Below are 14,956 nucleotides of genomic sequence, written 5' to 3'. Positions count from 1 at the left end.
ACGCTAACAACATCATTATTATTTGGGAAACAGGAGATTGTCCTAGGACAATCTCCTGTTTTTGTTTACATATGCAATCTACACCATGGACCAATTTCCAAGAAAAGGGTTGACACATGAATTCTAGTCCCCTTAATATAAGACTAACATTAACGAAGGGAGGCCGAGAGACATGATGCTTGGTTATGATTTGATTCAAACAGGGCGCAACGTAGACACAATAGCATATCCGGCTCATCGTTTCATTGGCCTCATACGGTCGACATAGGGGATAGGCATATCGTTTAGCAGGTTTTATAATCGATATGCGTTCTTCGCTTATATTATAGCGATGGATGACAGACACACAGCATGTTTATGCTGTTCTGTTCTCCGTTATTGTCATTCAGTAGAAGTCATGGGCGACTAGCCTATGGCTTTTTTTAGTTTTATTTTACAGATGAATCAGCAAACCGAATTTGCTGAACGTACAGGAAGGAATAATACACTTTTATGAATACAGAATTTAATTTATTTACCAATCCAAACGAATTAACAGGTGCCTACCGGCATGAAGTGAAATTGCCTGCAGGTGATCTAACCGTATATGCGGCGCAACAACTCTTCTCCTCGCTCGATTACAAGGTATTCGAGATGGCAAACAATAATTTGCAGATTCCGGGAATCTCTTATATGAGTTACACGCCAGACGTACACGTCGGTGTAGGTACGTGCATTGGAACGACAGCCGTGTGGCATGCACAGAGCGGATACGTTTCTCCCTCCATCGTGGGCAGTGACATCGGCTGTGGCATGAGAGTGCATATGACAAACTTGCACAAGGACGAATTGAAAGACATCAAGCTTCGCCGCAAACTCGTCAAGGCCATTGAGAAGGTGTTGCCGATGGAGGCGAACCAGCGAGGTCATTACTCGGATATCAGACTGGAGCATATTGTTCGTAAAGGACTGCATGGTTTACCCAAAAAGTATATTCCGGACAGCTATACACCGAAAAAATCAACCGCGATGACACATGTGGAAAGTAGCAAGTTCAGTTACGATGAGGATGTGTTAAACCACGTTCCTGATATGACATGGCATCGTTCGCATCGTCAGCTTGGAACACTGGGTGGGGGGAATCATTTTGCCGAGATCCAGGCGATTGAGATCGCTGAAGAGAATCGTGAAATCGCCGAAGCTTGGGGATTGTATGATGGACAGGTCGTGGTCATGATTCATTCCGGCTCTCGTGCATGGGGTGGTTATGTAAGTCAGACGAGTTCGTCAGCGATTGCCAAAGTCATGCAGCGGCTTAACCTGGGTACATCCGATCCCAGACTGGTATTTGCTCCACTGGAGCATGCGGAAGGTCGTCATTATGTGAACATGATGTATTCTGCATTGAATTACGCTGTTGTCAATCGTCATCTGATTGCGTATGCTATTCGCGAAGCATTCCGGGATGTGTTTGGCTCCAAATGTGAATTTCGTACGTTATACGATCTGATGCACAACTATGCCTGGGAGGAATCTCACGCAGACCAAGGTTCTGTTTTTGTGCATCGCAAAGGTGCGACACGTGCGTTGCCGGCAGGTCACCCGGACAATCCAAAGCCTTATCTGTCAACTGGACATCCGGCACTTATTCCGGGGTCTATGGGAACTGCTTCATACATCATGGTAGGTCAGCCGCAGGGTGCTGATAATTATTATTCAATATGTCACGGTGCGGGTCGGATCCGTTCACGGACGGCAACAAAACGATTGATTAGCGTGGAAGATTTTGCTACGGCACTGGGTGTGGGTACAGAAGATGAGATCGTGGTAAATCAACGCTCACTTGAATCCATTATTGATGAATCACCTCAGGCTTATAAAAATGTAGATGAAATTATAGACAGTGTTACCGGCGCAGGCCTGGCTCAAGTTGTAGCCAAATGCAAACCGCTTGTAGCGGTAAAGGGAGCGAAATAATGACAATAAACGAAAAACAAACAGATCCAACCCAGGCGATCTATACCTATGACGAACAACATGATACTCGAATTCGAGTGGAAGGGTACGCCATCTATTCAAGGCTGATTCGTGGAATCAGTGAGGCGCTCCATCAGCGCTATGGGGTTGAGTACAAGCTCTATGCCAGTTCTGACCCGAACAATGAATACTGGGAGTTACTCCGGGAAGATCTGCAAAATGGCAGTGACGAAGTGGAACTGGTAGCCCGCATATTCGAGGATCTGGAACTTCAGACGTTGCATTACGACGATGATGGAGATGTACCCACTTATGGTGTGCATTACTCCATTCGCAATAACGTATTTGCTTATCCGAAATGGGGCGTAGCACTTGTGCGGGTTCCGTTTTTTCGAGAGAACGGGATCTACAGTGAAGACTTTGTCTTTGCCATCGGTGATGAGGAGATGAAGCAATTTCTGGGAAGTGTCCGGGAACGGGAACGTCAGCAAAATATGAAAAAAGTAACGGTCTACACCGATGCCCGGAATGGCAGCGATCGTCATGTCGAATCCATCACACGCTCCGTAGGAAGAGAGGATGTTGTTCTCTCGGCGCAGATCAAGCAGGATATTTTCCGCTCGCTGGATCAGTTCTTCGAAGCGGATCGTTCTTTTTACAGAGATTATGATATCCCGTACAAACGTGGCATTTTATTGTATGGGCATCCGGGGAATGGTAAGACCACGTTGGTGAAATCCATTGCGGGAAGTATCCCGGGCCCGGCTGCGTATTGGCAGATTACGGAGTATACCAACAGTGAATCGGTGCGTGAAGTGTTCGAGGCTGCCAAGCGGTTGGCACCGATGGTACTGATCATTGAGGACATCGATTCGATGCCGGATGAAGTCCGTTCCTTTTTCCTGAATACATTGGATGGAGCTACGTCAAAAGAAGGAATTTTCCTGATTGGGACAACGAATTATCCGGAGAAAATAGATCCTGGCCTCATGAACCGTGCTGGGCGGTTTGACCGAGCTTACGAAATTCCGCTGCCAGATGAAGCGCTGCGCCTGCAATACTTGCGCCAACGAGGCTTCACCGTATTTGCGGGTGAAGAAGGCGCAGTAGAAGCAGCTCGTCTGACCGATACGTTCTCTCTTGCGCAGCTGGGTGAGTTATATGTCAGTGCTGCGCTGGAATGGCATCAGAATGGACAGACAGACATTGTGAAAGTCATTCAGTCGATGCGTGGCGAGCTGGACAAGAGCCATAAACATACTTGGCTGGCACAGCCAGGTAAGGGCCGTGCAGGCTTTTATTGATCAGACCTAACCCATCAATCTTATAATATGACGCAATTTTATAAATAATCCTACCTCAATTGGTGATACTAACCTTGTCTGCTCTAACATACAATGACTTTCGGGAGGTACATAACGCAGCCCTGAGCTGGTGAGATGCCGGAAAGTAACGCGATCTGTTTCCATACCTGACTAAGGCTTGTTTTGCAGAGAAAGATGCATGGGGACAAAAGGTAATATGCAAAAATTTTTATGCCAATTGTTTAAATGCTTCTGTAGCGGTTAATAGTAGACAGACAACAACAAAAACTTTAATTAGAGGTGAATGATATGGGTTGGTTATGGTCATTAATTATCGGTGGTATCATTGGATGGTTGGCAGGTTTGATCGTTGGTCGTGACATTCCAGGTGGTGTTATTGGTAACATCATTGCTGGTTTTATCGGTGGATGGTTAGGTGGAGTAATCTTGGGCGATATGGGTCCTGAGATGGGCGGATTCTACATTGTACCTGCATTGATCGGTGCGATCGTTCTTGTAGCCATCGTAAGCTTGATCTTCCGTTCGATGGGACGTAGTCGCGGGTAACTTAATCAAGATAATTTCTTGAATTAGTTGTCAGCCAAATGCATTACCAATGAAGAGGTTGATTGAGAGCCATAACCATGGCTTTCAATCAACCTCTTGTTGTTTTAAAATATAAGAATGTATGCGTAACTTAGCATCAGTATTCTATAGCTAGTTTCGATAAGAGGGGATGAACGGAATGGAAAAAGCTACATTCGCCGGCGGATGTTTCTGGTGTATGGTTACACCGTTTGAAGAACAACCGGGCATTCATGGCATTATATCAGGTTATGCTGGCGGTCACGTCGAGAATCCAACATATGAGCAGGTCAAAACCGGGGAGACCGGTCATGTCGAAGTGGTTGAGATTACATTTGATCCAGATGTATTCCCTTATGAACGACTGCTGGAGCTGTACTGGCCGCAGATTGATCCGACGGATGACGGAGGTCAGTTCCAGGATCGGGGGACACAGTATCGTACGGCGATCTTTGTGCATAATGAACGTCAACGTGAGCTTGCAGAACAGTCCAAACAGGAACTGGCAGCCAGCGGACGATTCACTCAACCGATTGTTACGGAAATTCGGGATGCAGCTATATTCTATCCGGCTGAAGACTATCATCAGGATTACCACAAGAAAAACGAAAAACATTATAAGGAAGACCGTGCGTTATCCGGACGGGACGAATTTATAGACGAGAATTGGAAATAGGATGATATTCTAATTTGCCAATGTAATAAGCCGGGAGAGCTCCTTATGGAACTCTCCCGGCTTATTATTAGATCGAGTATTTATTTTGCAGAATTGGACTTCAGTACATATTTGGACAATGTCTCATCGTTCAAGGAATAGATGACATCATCCACATAGGTTGAAACACCTTCTAATGAAGGAACCGAGGCACTGGTCGTGTAGATATGCACGTCTTCCAGCGTCTGTGGATCAAGAATGTATCCTGTTTTGGCAAAATCAAGCTGATACTGACCATCCTGTGTCTGGTCAACACGCATAAGTGCAGGCTGTGCGTCTTTGAATGTACGCTCAGTCACTTTGCCTTTCATCGTGTACAGTTCCAGCTTCTGCCCTGTAAAGACTGTATAACCGTTGCCAGCCGTCTGAATGTAGGCATCACCAGCAATGGCACGTCCCCAAGCAAGCTTACCATCGGTGCCAAAGCCCATCAGTCGGTTACCGGTGTTCTCAAAATTGGCGCGCATAATGATGGAACCATCGTCGAGAATGGCCAGCGATTCACCGCCTCCATCTCCTAATGTATTTGCATTGGCAGGGAATTGATAGAAGGACAGACGATTCAACGTACGATCATAGATCTCTACTTTGGGATTAGCAGCTTGCTGCCAGAAGTTGCCTACCTTGGTTTGTTTACTGGCATCCACTACAATTCGACCATGGTCAGCCTTAAGCACGTTACCGTTGATGGTCTTTTCAGTAATCAGCTTGCCCTTTTTGTCATATAACGAGATGGCGGAGCGAACCGAACCATTTGATTGCACGCCCTGACTTGAAGCAACCATCAGCGTATCGTTATCCAATAGGGATATGCTTGCAGGTGAATTCACCGTTTTGACCCAGTTGGTTTTACCGGATGTATTGAAGGAGTACAATTTTTTGGTTTTGTCCGAATATTCCATATATACATAAGCTGTACCGTTGCTGGCATATACCGAATCAGAGTAGGTGGTATAAGGACCACTTTTCTCATGGAATATCGTATTCCACTTCAATTGTCCAGTTGTAACATCGAATGCTTGGAGAGAGTCCAGTTGCCAGTCGAGTGTTGTTTTGCTGCTTGTTTTGGTCACGGGCTGGGAGGCATGTACATATACAAGATTTTTGGATGGCACGGCATGAATTCCCTTGATCAGGACATCTTTCTCTGTATTAGCCTCAGATAACATCAGGGAAGATGACGTCCACGCCGGTTTGGGCATGGATTCGGTTGAAGCAGCAGCGTAACCTGTTGTATTCATGGTGAAGAGGAGCATGCCGCTGAGAATGAGGGCAGCCCATGTTTTGGACTTGTGTTTGGTCAATGTATGCAAGTGATAAACCACCTTTCTTCTTCGGTTCAAAATAGAACCGATTGTTGAATTTTACCATTAAAGTCAAGCTCAATTCAACCGAACGCACTGTAACCTTTTATCATTGGTTTGTCGAAATAACTATGTTTGGGGAAGTATAACGGTTACAGGGAATTCATCTTCTTTCGATGAAGGTAGAAGTCTGATATATTTAGTGCGGTGACAAGCCATATCAGCTTAAGACGCTGGATAGAACATAGGAAATGAAACAAGGAGAATAGCTATGAACTGGAGTGATAATGTGACCCTATGGGTCATTGGATGTATCATTATATTGTTGCTGCTGGCCTGGATTATTCGGAGGGTTATCGGGCGCGGGCAGCGGATCAGAAGTGAAGCGAATCCTCGTAAGATCACAATAAAGGACATCGACAAGATGAAGGATGGTTCGGAATTTGAATTATATCTCTATCATTTATTCGAAGAGCTCGGGTACGATGAGGTGCATAAGACAACAAGCAGCCGGGATTTTGGGGCAGATCTGGTGTTTGTTGATAGACTCGGCAGACGAAGTGTGATACAAGCGAAGCGATATGGTGCGAACCATCCCGTAGGGTTGAGTGCTGTGCAGGAGATATATACATCGATGCGTTATTATGAAGCCGACCGGTCGATTGTATTAACGTCCGCCCGTTACACCGAAGCCTGTCGGACGCTTGCAGCGGTTAATGGAGTGAAGCTGCTGGACAGGGAAGACCTGATGGAATTAATTCTGTTATTCAAAGCCAGAAGAGTGGAAGAAGCATTGGAACTGATCGAAGAAGATGATCATGAACCAATCGAGACGTGGCAGTCTCGGCGAAAGCGGCAATCCCGCTAAGTACTTGGGTGGAAGCCTTTTTAATGATGTACATCTCATTCCAGTAGGAAGCACCTTCACTTGCGTAGCTGCACATGATATATTGAGTGTATATCAACCAAAGGAGTGTGTGATCCATTATGGCACGTACACAAACACAAAAAGCATTACGCAAAGCAGAGCGGTCAGGTCAATGGTGCTCGGAACAGAGCCGAAGAGTTAACGGAGATTATGGTGCGTTATCCCAGCATGTACGGCTCATGCCTACGAAGCAGGAAAAATTGCAAAAGGTCAAACACAAGAAGCAGATCATCCAAGATGGTGGTGCTTCTTTTTATTTTGTCTGTGAGGCGCGGATTGCTGGATAAGTAGGACGATAGAATTTTGTACACTAAATGAAGGGAAGAACCTATACATATGACAACAGCGCTGCACTTGAATAAAAAAATCGTTCGGCGTTTTTTGCTGCAAACGCAAGCTTTACTGGGACGTTGGCCCGCAGTTTCCTTACCTTCGGGACCTGATCAAGTTTTGACTTTGATTCGCTCCCTTGGTTGCGTGCAGATCGATCCTGTGGCTGCTGTAACTGGAAACCAGCATTTGGTGCTGGGGGCTCGTGACCCTGGTTATACTGCTGAAAGCTTAAATACACTGCTGAGTGATCACAAGGTGTTTGAATATTTTGCAAATGCTGCCTGTGTCATTCCAATGGAAGACTATGCTCTCTTTGAACCTGTGCGTGCTCGATTAAGGGAGCGTCTGGCTCCGTCCTTGCAAGGTCTGGAGAAAACAGTGCAGCATGTATTGCAGCGTTTGAAGGAAGAAGGAGCTTTACCTTCAAGAGCTTTTCGTGCTGTTGAAAGGGTAAGTGGTTATTGGGACAGTGTTGATGTGCCAAAGACAAAGGATACCACACTTGCTCTGAATCTACTGTTGGACTCCGCTGTGATTCGTGTGGTGGCGAGGCAGGGGAATGAACGTTATTTTCATATTACCGAATCTGAGTTGCAGCAACAGGGACTTACGATGAAAGATGACATCGATGTGTTGGCCCAGAGACAGGCTCTGCTGGATAAATACATTCATGCGTATCGTGTCGTAGATGCCCGTGATCCCCGTCTGGGTTGGCTGAAATCTACAGCGGCTGAACGACGCGCCGATATTGCTGCACGTGTGTCAGATGGGTGAATGATCCCGCTTAAGGTGGAGGACGTGGCCACGCCTTATTATATTCGTGCTGAAGATGAGGATTTGCTGCTGCACATGGAAAGCGAAGAGCCACACTATGATCCGTCTGGCCCGGTACGTTTCCTGCCGCCGCTGGACAACCTGTTATGGAGAAGAGAACGTATTGTTGATTTATTTGATTTTCATTATAAATGGGAGATTTATACGCCAGAGGTGAAAAGAACCTACGGTTATTATGCCATGCCTATTCTTCACGGTGATCGGTTGATTGGACGTATGGACCCACGACTTGATCGCAAAACGGGAGTACTTACCGTTCGTTTGTTATCAATGGAGGAGACTGCTCCACCTGTGGAGGAATGGATTACTGATTTTCGGGAGGGGCTTCAATTCTTTGCGTCCATGCATGGAGCACGTTCCATTACTATCGAGAAGACGGTACCAAAAGAGTTGAAAAAGCTGCTTAAATCAATTTGATTAGAGGATATACGAAAGAATGTATGGATACGGAAATTGTAATTGTTAAGGGTGGAGGATCTAAAAAGGACAAAAAAGGAGGAGCCAGAGGGCCCCTCCTTCTTCATTTGATTTTAATATCCAAACTTCTTTAGTTCACTAGATGAGGCATTTCAACGTTGGGATCAACATCTGCTTCATAATCCACACCATCGGTTTCAAAACCAAACAGCTGGAAGAATTCGCGACGGTAACCTTCCAGATCGGACAGATCGTAGATGTTCTCTGTGGTCAATTCATTCCAGAGCTTCGCCACTTCTTCCTGAACGTCAGCTCGCATCTCCCAATCGTCAATGCGAATACGGCCTTCGGCATCGGTTGGAACTTCTCCCCCCGTATACAAGCGATCAGCGAACAGACGTTGCAATTGCTCGATGCATCCTTCATGCAAGCCTTTTTCTTTCATGACTTTGTACAATGCTGAGATGTACAGCGGCACGACTGGAATCGCAGAACTGGATTGAGTCACCAACGCCTTGGCTACAGTTAAGTACGCACGTCCACCTTTTGCACTCAAACGATCATTCAGCTTGTGTGCAGTCGCTTCCAGATGATTCTTGGCTTGACCGATGGAACCATCACGATAAATGGCATGCGTAAGTTCAGGACCGATGTAGGAGAAAGCGATCGTTGTTGCATCGTCGGCAAGCACGCCGCCTTGTTGCAGGGCATCCATCCATAGTTCCCAATCATCTCCGCCCATAACAGTTACCGTCTGACGAATTTCCTCTTCGTTTGCCGGTTCAAGGGTAACGGAGCTAATTTCGCCTGTGTGGAAGTTCACCGTTTTGTTCGTGTAGGATTGTCCGATTGGCTTCAGCACAGAGTTAAATACTTCACCCGTGTTCGGATCGGTACGGCGTGCCGATGCTACGCTGTATACGACCAGATCGACTTGACCGAGTTCACTGCGAATCAGTTCAACGGCTTTGTCTCGTGTTTCGTTTGCAAATGCATCACCTGTAACGCTGTACGATTTCAGGCCTGCTTCCTCCGCGGCTTTTTCGAATGCAGCGGAGTTGTACCATCCTGCAGAAGCTGTACGTTTCTCTGTGGAACTGCTTGGACGATAAATGCCGACTGTATTCGCTCCAGCTCCAAAAGCAGAAACTACACGTGACGCCAGACCGTATCCGGTGGAAGCACCGATTACGAGTACATTACGCGGTCCTTTCAGCTTAGGCTGGGATTTTACATAATCAATCTGTTCCTGCACTTGCGCAGCGCAACCTACAGGATGGGAAGTGGTACAAATAAAACCACGTGTTCTTGGTTTAATAATCATTTATTTGCATCCTTTCATATTCAGCTCATGTTTCAGCATTTCGATAAAATGCTCTTACACATACTTTCTTATTGTAAAACAATTACCTCGGAAACGGAAACCGTTTCGTTTGATTTCACTTGAAGGGTGGCGTTATATCTCTAATTTTGCGATGATGTGAATAGAATGTACTCGCTTGTTAGGATAGAAAGGACAGGGATACCATGCTGAAGGAACGCATTGAACTGCTAAGCAAAAGAAAACAGATCTCCCGTAAAGACCTTGTGGAAGGTCTGGTCACGCAGGCCCACTTTGCCAATATCCTGGCGGATCGTTATCCGCTACCTGAGGACTTGGCAGAAGCCATCGCCGGGCGTCTTGGGGTATCTCCTTCCTATATTCTAAAGGTTGCGGATCAGGACGAGGAAACAATTGAACGGGCAGAGGTTATTTTCGAACAAATGTCTGTTCCAGCGTCGGCGATATCCGAAGATACGGTGCATGCACTGGCAGATCGGGATGACACGTTGACCGTAGAGTTGACAACGGCCTTGATGAAGGCGGTCTATTATCAGCAATTAAACGATGCAACGGCTCATGAGTATATACATACGTCCTACCTCAATTTTTACCTGGAGAAATACGGTCGTCCAGACGATATTGATCTGCCACGCCCGTTAGTCAAGGCACTTTTATTCTATAAAATACAATATTATCGCTCCAAAATGGCTTTTGTGGATGTATTAACTCATACAACCAGGCTCAGTGAGCTGGCGCTTCCTGGCAGTGAATTCTGGTTGTCTGTGCAAAATATCAAGATGGAAGCCTACATCCAGGTCAAACAGTATGAAGAGGCAAAACAGGTATTTGAGCTTACGATGCGTCATGTCTATGATCAGCGGATGTTCCACAGGTTGTCCGGGTTATATGTGGCATATAGTGGTTATTGCTTCGCAATGGGGCTGGTTCAGGAGGCACTCTCGGCATTAACCATGGCGGAGGCAAACCTCGTGTATGCTGGCAACCAGGGAGATCTGGTAACGGCGATTGCCAACAATCGTATTGTCATGTTAACAATGACAGGTGAACTGGATCAGGCACAGACAGAGATTGAACGATTTGAATCGCTATTGCAGCAGGAAACGGAAGAAACTCAGCTCGCAATGCAGCCGCTCGTCAGTGTGTATCGATGCGAAGTAGCTCTGGCACGGAAGAACTGGGGCGTGCTCGCGCAGAGTGTAGATCAACTCTTGAAATGTGCAACAACACAGGACCAGCAGATGAGCGTAACCTTTTACCAGAGCCATCTGGCTCTTGCGCATGGAGATCGCGAAGTTTTCATGGAGCGGGCACTTGCGTGTCTGCCTTATTTCGAATCTGCGCAGCATGTCATGCGGCTTGAACCGTTATATGAAGGGATGGCAGTAGTGTCTGAGGATCAGCGGAAATACAAAGAAGCGGCGATGTATTATCGGAAGCTGGTCTATCTGTTACGCAAAAAATAGAGTGAGAATCGGCTTGCAATAGCCTGATTATGGCATGATTTTGTGCATTGCCAAAGCACTTGGCACAAAATATGACCGCCAATCGTGAAATGAAGATCGGATTAGCAGATCTTTTTTTGCGGAATTAGCATCATTCTTTACCAAAGAAACGATTATCCCGTAATTCATTTGCCGGATTTTTCGTTTTTTTTGTATGCCGCCAGAAGGGTATTCAAGGACAAGCCGCGGTGTTTATAATTTAATTATAAATACGTGTTCAAAAAGTCTGGTTTTCAGTACCGAGAAGATGGAATGAAGCTAGAAATGGAGTAGCGGAGCGTAGGAGACCTACGTGAGCAACGGACATTTCGGCTGAATTTCATATTCGATGCTGATGATGCCGCTAGGCATGATTCGTAATCAAAAGTGGACTTTTTGAACAACTTCTATAATTAAAAATAAAACAAATGAGGTGCTTGATATGGGATGGTTCGGTAAAAAGAACAAACAGGAAGATGCGATTGCTAAAGCGGATAAAATGATGAATAAAGGACTCACTGGCATGATGATGAAAGGTTTTGTATCAAAGGAACATCGGGATGCTATCAACCAAAGTCTGGATTCGGCAAAGCAGGCACAGTTGGCGGCAAGTGGTTCTCTGCCTTTAACAGCTACGGCTACGGTGGTGACAATCACCGATACAGGCAAACTGATCAACTTTGATCCGATTGTTGTGCTTGTATTGGATGTGACAGAAACGAATGGCAACCAGTATCAGCGAACATTAGAGACACTGGTGTCCAAAATGCAGATTCCACGAGTAGGTGATCGAGTGGGACTAGGTCAAAATCCAGCAAATCCGTCCGAGTTGATCTACATGGGGCTAATGTCCATCTAGAAGGTACTTGGTTATAGCACAGTGATACTCTATTTGAATAATGCGTATAACAACGAATTATAGATATATTATTCGAGGTGTTGATAGAGATATTAAGAGAAGGATTAAGAGAGGGTGGATCATATGGTGGGATTTCTGAGATTCATTGGCGTATTAACTGTATTCGGGGTGGGGTTCTCCCCATTTCTGGCACAGCAGCTGTGGAATGATCCGTTTATGATTATGCAGGCATGGTGGTATACTCCGGCGATTTTTGCCGGGTTTGCACTGATCTTTGTTCCTGCGATTTTGAGCAATATTTTTGGCATAGGTCGAGTGAAGACAGGTTTACCAGCAGTTGGGGTCATTAAGACTATACAACAGACGGGGACGTATATTAATGAACAGCCGGAGGTTCGATTGGGTCTGACGGTGTCGCGTAAGGGGCGTGAGAAATACGATACCGAGATGAAAGCCGTCATTCCGCTGACCTCCATGGCACAGTTTCAGCCGGGCAGTTTTATTCCGTTAGTGGTCTCCGTAAAGGATGAGCGCAAGGTAGGACTTGATCTGAAGGGGCAATTATCACAGGAGGATATGCAGCAATTGTTGGATGAAAAGATGGTACAGCAAGGGGTATCACCTGAAATGATGGATATTGCAAGAACAGGGGAAAAAGCGATGGCCAAGATCCTTGATGTCACTCCACTTGGAAGTGGAGGCAGTAACAAGATCAAGCTTCAGCTCAAACTCAGCATAACGAAAACGAACGGTGAAACCTTCAATGTGACAACGCAAAAAGAGATTTTGTCATCTGCCCTGCCGCAGGTGCAGCAAGGTCATATCATTAACGTCATCTATTCAAGACAAGACCCAACAAAATTGGTGTTGGCATTGAATGTACAGGAACGACAATTAAGTGACTTATTCTCTTCTTGAGGATGTAGACAAAAGGAGGTCCTACAGATCATGTTTATGACGTGTAGGACCTCCTTTTTCATTTTGGTATGTACGGAGATGCAAGTAACGGACGGTTTTCAAACAATACCAAGGCGCATGCGATAAGAAAAGAGTACTTTTCTGGATTCTCCGTCAAATACACGATTAGCCAGCGCTCTGAACTCGTCAGCAACTGTTAGTAGATCATCCGCTCCCAGCTTCAACGCCGTTTGCAGGCCGCCTTGGCTCAGGGCGAGATTGACATATCGATCGGCTGTGAATGTCTCGTGGTGATGAAATACGATTTCCCGAACATATCGGAACAGCCCGGACTGCTGAATCTGCTGCAAATGCCCATCCTTGCTCCATTTGTGTGCCTGACTATCCTGGGGAGCCAGACTGGCTGCTCGTTGATCTGCTTCCTTATTCAGCTGCAGATAGGCTTGTTCTAACTGCCAGTCTAACATTGGCGGCCAGTCGCAATCGTAGGCTGCAAATATGCCCCCTGTACGAAGTACACGTGCAAACTCGCGTAGTGTGGGTTGCGGCTCCATCCAGTGAAACGATTGCGAGCAGGTCAGCACATCCACGCTGCCATCTGGTAGTCCGAGGTCGTGAGACAAGCCGGACACAAACCGCAGGTTATCCGGCTTCCCGGCAGATTCCCACTTGGATTCTGCTACAGACCTCATGTCATCGCTAGGTTCAAAGCCGATGATACGTTCAGCTTCATTAAGCCAGATCCAGGAGGATAAGCCGGTGCCACAACCAATATCTGCGACCATACGCGGTGTGCTGCCAAGATATGTCGTTAGAATATCCACCACTTCAGTGGGAGCAGCTGGTCGGTTCTGATCGTATAACGTACCAAAACCTTTGAAACGTTCCACATTGTTGCGTCTAATGTCTTGCATGGATAAACCTCCTTCGGGCAGATGGATGACGGAGAGTCAGCTGTGATCAAAAGTTGTATAGGCCTATATTATATCATTCATTGTTGGGAAGTTTGTTCATGACGTTCTGCAAATGTTCAACGGCTTTGATATGACGTCTGAGCAATTCCTGTCCAACATGAACAGGCTCGATTACGGTCAGCTCGGAACCAAACGACAGCAGGAAGGAGTAGAGCCATTCCCCTACATTCAGTTCGAGAGAAACACGGAGCCTGCCATCAGGCTCTTTTTTAATGAGGGTGGGTTCGAAAAAATCATACACTCGGTATGCAATGTTGCTGGAGAACGAGAGTGTAAGAGGAGTCAGGACAGGAGCTGCTTCTGATTCAGGGTCGTTTGATCCGGCAGTAACAGAGTGATCGTGTTTTCTCGCCAGAAAAGTCAACTGGGTGATCCGTTTCATCTTAAATGTCTCGAATTCTTTCCGATCAGGATCATCATGAATGTAGCCTTTGAAGTACCATGTACTGTTTTTGAAAATAAGTTTCTGTGGCTCCACGGTCGGAATGCTCTTCTCACCATCCGAATTAACATAATGAAACGTAATCAGTTGATTCGTTAATATGGCTTGTTTCACCTGATTGAACAGTTCTCTCTCCTGCAGAGGGATGCTGCCCCATGGTGAGAAATTGAATTCGATCCAATCCAGCTTGTGATCAAAAAGGGCGGTTAGCCGTTGTAGCATATGGGCACTGTTAAGATGTGGGATCGCACTGATGCTGTATAGTCCCATCAAAATTTCATTCTGGTCTTCTTCAGACAACAGAGACTTGTCCATGACATAGTTGTCCATAAGATGAATACCGCCATGCTTGCCGGTCGTTGTATAGACGGGAATGCCCGCAGCGCTCAGCCGGTCGATATCGCGGTACACCGTACGTACAGAAATCTCGAACATACGGGCGAGTTCTGGTGCAGTGGCTTTCTTTTTCTCCAATAACAAAAGCAACATTCGAAATAGTCGGTTATTTTCCATGCTCTGATTATACCATGACAACAGGTGTCAGGGTATGGGTGGTACACT

General features: G+C 46.1%; 13 protein-coding genes and 1 pseudogene. 10 read left to right on the top strand and 4 right to left on the bottom strand.

Going from position 1 to position 14,956, the window contains the following annotated elements:
• Nucleotides 1-492 precede the first annotated feature (492 nt).
• The 4 genes from MHI55_RS23945 to msrA all read left to right on the top strand — a co-directional run bounded on the left by MHI55_RS23945 (nucleotide 493) and on the right by msrA (nucleotide 4,521).
• Nucleotides 493-1,956, top strand: coding sequence for an RtcB family protein (locus tag MHI55_RS23945; protein ID WP_340387274.1), 1,464 nt, complete (start codon nucleotides 493-495; stop codon nucleotides 1,954-1,956).
• On the top strand, nucleotides 1,956-3,260 hold the full coding sequence (locus MHI55_RS23940) for an AAA family ATPase (protein WP_340387272.1): 1,305 nt from the start codon (nucleotides 1,956-1,958) through the stop codon (nucleotides 3,258-3,260). Before MHI55_RS23945 ends, MHI55_RS23940 begins: the two co-directional genes overlap by 1 nt.
• A 309-nt stretch (nucleotides 3,261-3,569) precedes the next feature.
• Nucleotides 3,570-3,827 carry a GlsB/YeaQ/YmgE family stress response membrane protein gene (locus MHI55_RS23935; RefSeq protein WP_017686880.1) on the top strand — a complete coding sequence of 86 codons (258 nt, stop codon included), beginning with the start codon at nucleotides 3,570-3,572 and terminating at the stop codon, nucleotides 3,825-3,827.
• Nucleotides 3,828-4,005: 178 nt separating this feature from the next.
• Nucleotides 4,006-4,521: a peptide-methionine (S)-S-oxide reductase MsrA gene (gene msrA, locus MHI55_RS23930; RefSeq protein ID WP_340387270.1), complete on the top strand. Its 516-nt coding sequence runs from the start codon at nucleotides 4,006-4,008 to the stop codon at nucleotides 4,519-4,521.
• A gap of 80 nt (nucleotides 4,522-4,601) precedes the next feature.
• On the opposite strand, the gene MHI55_RS23925 is transcribed toward msrA, so the two are convergent.
• Complete coding sequence (locus tag MHI55_RS23925) at nucleotides 4,602-5,873, bottom strand: hypothetical protein (RefSeq protein ID WP_340387268.1); 1,272 nt, start codon at nucleotides 5,871-5,873, stop codon at nucleotides 4,602-4,604.
• Between the two features lie 262 nt (nucleotides 5,874-6,135).
• Between MHI55_RS23925 and MHI55_RS23920 the strand changes: the two genes are divergently transcribed.
• The 3 genes and pseudogenes from MHI55_RS23920 to MHI55_RS23910 all read left to right on the top strand — a co-directional run bounded on the left by MHI55_RS23920 (nucleotide 6,136) and on the right by MHI55_RS23910 (nucleotide 8,376).
• On the top strand, nucleotides 6,136-6,732 hold the full coding sequence (locus MHI55_RS23920; protein ID WP_340387266.1) for a restriction endonuclease: 597 nt from the start codon (nucleotides 6,136-6,138) through the stop codon (nucleotides 6,730-6,732).
• A 119-nt stretch (nucleotides 6,733-6,851) separates the two neighbouring features.
• On the top strand, nucleotides 6,852-7,079 hold the full coding sequence (locus tag MHI55_RS23915) for a hypothetical protein (protein WP_253502725.1): 228 nt from the start codon (nucleotides 6,852-6,854) through the stop codon (nucleotides 7,077-7,079).
• 49 nt (nucleotides 7,080-7,128) lie between these two features.
• Nucleotides 7,129-8,376, top strand: a pseudogene (locus MHI55_RS23910) (crosslink repair DNA glycosylase YcaQ family protein).
• A 130-nt stretch (nucleotides 8,377-8,506) separates the two neighbouring features.
• Here the strand turns inward: MHI55_RS23910 and fabV are convergent.
• Nucleotides 8,507-9,700: an enoyl-ACP reductase FabV gene (gene fabV, locus MHI55_RS23905; RefSeq protein WP_340387263.1), complete on the bottom strand. Its 1,194-nt coding sequence runs from the start codon at nucleotides 9,698-9,700 to the stop codon at nucleotides 8,507-8,509.
• Between the two features lie 203 nt (nucleotides 9,701-9,903).
• On the opposite strand from fabV, the gene MHI55_RS23900 reads away from it, so the two are divergent.
• The 3 genes from MHI55_RS23900 to MHI55_RS23890 all read left to right on the top strand — a co-directional run bounded on the left by MHI55_RS23900 (nucleotide 9,904) and on the right by MHI55_RS23890 (nucleotide 12,979).
• Nucleotides 9,904-11,184 carry an XRE family transcriptional regulator gene (locus MHI55_RS23900; protein ID WP_340387261.1) on the top strand — a complete coding sequence of 427 codons (1,281 nt, stop codon included), beginning with the start codon at nucleotides 9,904-9,906 and terminating at the stop codon, nucleotides 11,182-11,184.
• Between the two features lie 460 nt (nucleotides 11,185-11,644).
• Entirely contained in the window at nucleotides 11,645-12,061 is a 417-nt protein-coding gene (locus MHI55_RS23895) for a hypothetical protein (protein WP_192133287.1), read from the top strand.
• Between the two features lie 123 nt (nucleotides 12,062-12,184).
• Complete coding sequence (locus MHI55_RS23890; protein ID WP_340390642.1) at nucleotides 12,185-12,979, top strand: hypothetical protein; 795 nt, start codon at nucleotides 12,185-12,187, stop codon at nucleotides 12,977-12,979.
• Nucleotides 12,980-13,077: 98 nt separating this feature from the next.
• Here MHI55_RS23890 and MHI55_RS23885 read toward each other — a convergent pair whose 3' ends face one another.
• Together MHI55_RS23885 and MHI55_RS23880 are read right to left on the bottom strand one after the other, a co-directional pair.
• The gene (locus MHI55_RS23885; RefSeq protein ID WP_340387259.1) at nucleotides 13,078-13,893 is read right to left on the bottom strand and encodes a class I SAM-dependent methyltransferase; all 816 of its coding nucleotides are present in this window, start codon (nucleotides 13,891-13,893) and stop codon (nucleotides 13,078-13,080) included.
• Between the two features lie 73 nt (nucleotides 13,894-13,966).
• A complete protein-coding gene (locus MHI55_RS23880) occupies nucleotides 13,967-14,884 on the bottom strand; it encodes a YafY family protein (protein ID WP_340387258.1) in 918 nt (305 codons plus the stop codon).
• Between the last annotated feature and the right edge of the window lie 72 nt (nucleotides 14,885-14,956).

The organism is Paenibacillus sp. FSL E2-0151 (assembly GCF_037993015.1).
GTDB lineage: Bacteria > Bacillota > Bacilli > Paenibacillales > Paenibacillaceae > Paenibacillus > Paenibacillus amylolyticus.
This window is presented reverse-complemented; position numbering and strand designations above follow the sequence as displayed.

What these genes read in the sequence shown, in the direction of transcription:
- MHI55_RS23945 (WP_340387274.1), top strand. Translation starts at nt 493, where the DNA reads ATGAATACAGAATTTAATTTATTTACCAATCCAAACGAATTAACAGGT.
- MHI55_RS23940 (WP_340387272.1), top strand. Translation starts at nt 1,956, where the DNA reads ATGACAATAAACGAAAAACAAACAGATCCAACCCAGGCGATCTATACC.
- MHI55_RS23935 (WP_017686880.1), top strand. Translation starts at nt 3,570, where the DNA reads ATGGGTTGGTTATGGTCATTAATTATCGGTGGTATCATTGGATGGTTG.
- msrA (WP_340387270.1), top strand. Translation starts at nt 4,006, where the DNA reads ATGGAAAAAGCTACATTCGCCGGCGGATGTTTCTGGTGTATGGTTACA.
- MHI55_RS23920 (WP_340387266.1), top strand. Translation starts at nt 6,136, where the DNA reads ATGAACTGGAGTGATAATGTGACCCTATGGGTCATTGGATGTATCATT.
- MHI55_RS23915 (WP_253502725.1), top strand. Translation starts at nt 6,852, where the DNA reads ATGGCACGTACACAAACACAAAAAGCATTACGCAAAGCAGAGCGGTCA.
- fabV (WP_340387263.1), bottom strand. Translation starts at nt 9,700, where the DNA reads ATGATTATTAAACCAAGAACACGTGGTTTTATTTGTACCACTTCCCAT.
- MHI55_RS23900 (WP_340387261.1), top strand. Translation starts at nt 9,904, where the DNA reads ATGCTGAAGGAACGCATTGAACTGCTAAGCAAAAGAAAACAGATCTCC.
- MHI55_RS23895 (WP_192133287.1), top strand. Translation starts at nt 11,645, where the DNA reads ATGGGATGGTTCGGTAAAAAGAACAAACAGGAAGATGCGATTGCTAAA.
- MHI55_RS23890 (WP_340390642.1), top strand. Translation starts at nt 12,185, where the DNA reads ATGGTGGGATTTCTGAGATTCATTGGCGTATTAACTGTATTCGGGGTG.
- MHI55_RS23885 (WP_340387259.1), bottom strand. Translation starts at nt 13,893, where the DNA reads ATGCAAGACATTAGACGCAACAATGTGGAACGTTTCAAAGGTTTTGGT.
- MHI55_RS23880 (WP_340387258.1), bottom strand. Translation starts at nt 14,884, where the DNA reads ATGTTGCTTTTGTTATTGGAGAAAAAGAAAGCCACTGCACCAGAACTC.